5 protein-coding genes are annotated in these 3,872 nt (G+C 59.6%); 4 read left to right on the top strand and 1 reads right to left on the bottom strand.

Features of this window, described 5'->3' with window-relative positions; genetic code table 11:
* Nucleotides 1-184, top strand: a 184-nt coding sequence (locus WCA53_RS09130; protein WP_423908228.1) for a helix-turn-helix domain-containing protein, incomplete at its 5' end; no start/stop codon positions are given.
* Between the two features lie 7 nt (nt 185-191).
* On the opposite strand, the gene WCA53_RS09125 is transcribed toward WCA53_RS09130, so the two are convergent.
* Nucleotides 192-434, bottom strand: a complete 243-nt coding sequence (locus tag WCA53_RS09125) for a hypothetical protein (RefSeq protein ID WP_423908226.1) — start codon at nt 432-434, stop codon at nt 192-194.
* A 228-nt stretch (nt 435-662) separates the two neighbouring features.
* Between WCA53_RS09125 and WCA53_RS09120 the strand changes: the two genes are divergently transcribed.
* From WCA53_RS09120 to WCA53_RS09110, 3 genes are all read left to right on the top strand, one after another.
* Nucleotides 663-2,084: a hypothetical protein gene (locus WCA53_RS09120; RefSeq protein WP_423908224.1), complete on the top strand. Its 1,422-nt coding sequence runs from the start codon at nt 663-665 to the stop codon at nt 2,082-2,084.
* Nucleotides 2,085-2,098: 14 nt separating this feature from the next.
* Entirely contained in the window at nt 2,099-2,881 is a 783-nt protein-coding gene (locus tag WCA53_RS09115) for a PilW family protein (protein WP_423908222.1), read from the top strand.
* Between the two features lie 65 nt (nt 2,882-2,946).
* Nucleotides 2,947-3,872 (top strand): hypothetical protein (locus tag WCA53_RS09110; protein WP_423908219.1); only part of this gene is annotated, 926 nt, incomplete at its 3' end.

Genomic DNA, 3,872 nt, shown 5'->3' with positions numbered 1-3,872 from the left:
CCTGCGTGCCGCGCGCAAGGAAGCTTCGTTTTCGCAAGAGGCGCTCGCCTATGAGGCCGAAGTCGACCGGGCGGCGATCAGCGTATACGAGCGCGGTGGTCGGGAACCGAACCTGCGCACGCTCCTGAAGCTAGCGCGCGCGCTCCAGTTGAGCCCGGTGGCGTTGCTCGACGGCGTGCGTTGAGCTTGCGCTAGAAGCTCAACTCGTTCGCGCGGACCGCCGCGTGCGTCGGTCGGTAGAGCGTTTGGAGGTGCGTGTCTGACGCCGGGCCGGCGTCGGGTTCAACCGTGCTGTCGCGCTTGCGCGGTGGATCGGGCTCGCGTTCCGCCAAACCGTCCTCGAGCAGCAGCCGCAGGGCCGCCTCGATCTCTTCCAGGTCGTCTGGCTCGTCGGGGTCTCGCTCGCAGGCAATGGCAATCTCGGCAAGGTGCATACCGTCGCGAGCTTCGCTTACGAGCGTGTGCAAAACGACCGCAGCGAGCAGATCCGGGTGTGGGGAAGGACTCTCCTGTTGTGAATTCGCCACATTTTGAAATTACACGACGGAGCGGTCGAACGCCAGGTGGGTGGCGCAAATGCATGTGCGCTGAGGCCGTCAGCGCTAAAGCAGCACCGCGCGCGTGCCGAAACGCGTATCGAGGACAAGTATTCGGCACTCGTGATGATCCGCACAAACCCCTTTCGGCCAAAGCAAAGCCACCGGCGCTCGGCGTCGAGGGTTTTCCTGCGCTCGCCCGGAGACCTCTCGGCACGCACGCCGACTCCTGCGCCAAGACGGCTGCCGCCACTGGGCTCCGATAGCGGCGACACGCTGATCGAGGTGGTGATCAGCGCAGCTCTGATCTCGCTCGTCGTGATCGCCGTGCTGTTCGGGCTCGACAGCACCAATCGCGCCACGGCGAACAGCCGAGCTCGCTCACAAGCCGATGGGCTGGCCCAGCAGGACGAGGAGCGGCTGCGCAGCGAACCGATCAAGAAACTCACCGAACTGGAACGCAAAGAAAACGTGACCGTCGGAGCGACCACCTACACGATCACGACGACCGCCAAATACATCGCCGATGAGACCAGCACCGCGAGCTGCACCTCGAGCGTGCCGACCGCCGACTACCTGAAGACGATCTCGACGGTCACATGGCCGTCGATGGGGCCTCACGGAGCCGTGACGGAGACGGGCGTCATAAGCCCGCCCGCCGACTCCGCGTTGATCGTCCGGGTCGAAGACGTCGGCGCGCCACTTGCAGGTGCCAAAGTCGTCGCCAAAGGTCCCGCGCCATCGAGCAGTGTGCACGAACTCGAAACCTCTTTGAACGGGTGCGCGATCCTCGCGTTGCCACCGGGCGAATACACGATCAACGTCAGCAAGACAGGCTATGTGGACCCGAATGGTTATGCAAACACCGAATCTGACAAAAGCGTGACAAAAGCGGTTTACCTTCCAGCTGAGACGACTTCCAAGGAGGGCTACAACCTCGGGTTGGCGGGCAAGCTCCAGGTCGGCTTCAAGGAAGCCGCGGGGACTGGCAAATTGGAAGGCGACTCGATTGTGTACTTCAACACAGGGATGGCCCACTACGAAACACTTCCTGAACCCGCCACACTCGAAACGTACAAGCCGACCATAGAATCCTCGACGCCCAACGACATCTTCCCATTTCCCTCTACTACCGAATACACAGTTTACGCCGGCACCTGCGAAGCAAACCTTCCGACGAGAAACGGTCAGAGCTCCAACCCGAAAATCGTCGTGGCCCCGGGCGAAACGGCGCCCGTGACGGTGCCGCTGGCGCCGATCGACATCAAGGTCCTGGAAAGTAAAGTGGGTCCGGAAAAACCGCTGTCGAATGCCACCGTAATCCTGGAAGACACGGGCTGCAACGCCGTCCGCAAACTCACGACGAGCTCGGCGGGGGCGCTCAGTCGTCCTTGGATGCCCTTCGGCACGTATTCCTTGTGCGTGACGGCGGCGATAGGTGGGAAACAGCGGGAAGACACCGTGTCCGTAAACAACGACATCGCGAGCGGGACACCGCTACAGACCATATATCTCAGTGAAGAAGGCAAAGAAGGGTCTGTTTGCTGATGGGACGGACACGCATGTCATTGCAGGCGCTGCGCGACGAGCGCGGCTTTACGCTCATCGAGCTGCTGGTGGCGATGTCGCTGGGGATACTTGTCTCTGGGATCGCGCTGTCGCTGCTCAACTTCACGACGGCCGACGTGACGCGTATCACCGAACGGGTCCACGCCGACCAGACGGGAAGGGTGGCGCTGGAGAAGCTGATGCTCGCGCTGCATTCGTCTTGCTTGACGGTCAAATCGGATCCCATCAAGTCTGGCAGTACGGCAGAAAAACTAAGGTTTATCAGCGAAACGAGCGCTGAAAACGAACACGGGGAACCCTCAGCGGCCTTGCCGACGATCGGATTGCACGAAGTCGTCTATACGGCAGGTTCGGGCAAAGCCGAAGGCACGCTCACGGAAAAGTCGTGGACGAGCAAAGGCGTCCCGCCAAACTACGAATTCAACGAAAAAGAAACATCGACAAAACGTATTCTGTTGACTGGCCTGCAGAAGACAGAAAACTCGGCGAAAGAAATCATCCCGATTTTTCGTTACTACCGCTATTATCGTGAAACCGACAGCAAAGCGGTGCTTGGCGAACTTGATCCCACTCCGATGACCGGGGAAATAACATCGGAAGCGTCAGCTGTCGCCAAGGTAAATGTGAGCTTCACGGCTGTGCCGGAAGGCAAAGAAAACAAAGTAAACAAATCATTTGGTGGCGGTCGCCCGGTGGCGCTTGAAGACTCGGCAATCCTGCGCCTGGCGCCATCCTCAGAAGAAAACAGTACCAACCTACCTTGCGCCGAATTGTGATGACTCTCATTACTCGCTCAATACGCCGATTGTTCGCGATGCTCAACGGCCAAGAGGGCATTACGATGATCATCGCGATCGGGGTGATGTTCGTCACCTCGCTGCTGCTCGTCGCGACATTCACGGCAGCCAACGGCGAGATCCATCTGAGCGCCACCGACACTTCGCAGAAGAAGGCCTACTACGCCGCCCTCGCCGGGATCGAGAACTACGAGAACCATCTCACCGAGGACGGCAACTACCTCACCTACTGCACCAATCCCCCTGAGGCCAATGCCGCCCTGAATCAAGTCGGGGAAACGACCAACCGTGCCAAGATCACGAACGAAAGCGGGGAATCGCTCAACGAGGAATACGCGATTCAGCTGCTCCCCGCCGAAAGCGCGCCGGCAAGCGATCGCAAGTGCGATCCCAACAACCTGGTCGAAACGATGCTCGAAGAGAAGTCGCCCGGAGCTGTCGGCACGTTTCGCATCGAGTCGACAGGCTATTCCGGTAGCTCGCGACGCACGCTGGTCGCGGACTTCCGCAACGCCAACTTCGTCAGCTTCGTCTGGTACTCCAAGTACGAAACCGGCGATCCCGCGATCTACGGCGAACCGCTCAAAGAAAAAGAGCCTGCCAACTACTACACGGAATGCTCCAAGTTCTACGGTGAACGTCCGGCGGATGGCGGCACTCCGAGGCGCTGCATCAACAACTTTTTCATCAACGGAGAATCGGTCAACGGCCCGATGCATACCGAGGATCACGTCGGCGTATGCGGCTCGCCGATCTTCGGTCGGAGCGAAAACGATCGCATCGAATTCGGGCACGCGTATGGCAAACCCGAAGACGAAGGCTACTCCGGCGAGGGTGTCTGCTCGGAAGTAAAACCCGTCTTCAAGGGCAAGCATGTGCTACCCAAGGAAGTCGTGTCGATCGAGCCGCCACCAGGCGATGAAGAACTGAAACACATCGTCGAACCAGCCTACGAATACAAGAACAAGAC

The sequence above is a fragment of the Caballeronia sp. genome (assembly GCF_049581465.1).
Classification (GTDB): Bacteria; Pseudomonadota; Gammaproteobacteria; order Burkholderiales; family Burkholderiaceae; genus Caballeronia.
This window is presented reverse-complemented; position numbering and strand designations above follow the sequence as displayed.

Bases quoted from the DNA above. Each gene is read 5' to 3' on its own strand.
- WCA53_RS09125 (WP_423908226.1), bottom strand. From the start codon at position 434: ATGCACCTTGCCGAGATTGCCATTGCCTGCGAGCGAGACCCCGACGAG.
- WCA53_RS09115 (WP_423908222.1), top strand. From the start codon at position 2,099: ATGTCATTGCAGGCGCTGCGCGACGAGCGCGGCTTTACGCTCATCGAG.
- WCA53_RS09120 (WP_423908224.1), top strand. From the start codon at position 663: ATGATCCGCACAAACCCCTTTCGGCCAAAGCAAAGCCACCGGCGCTCG.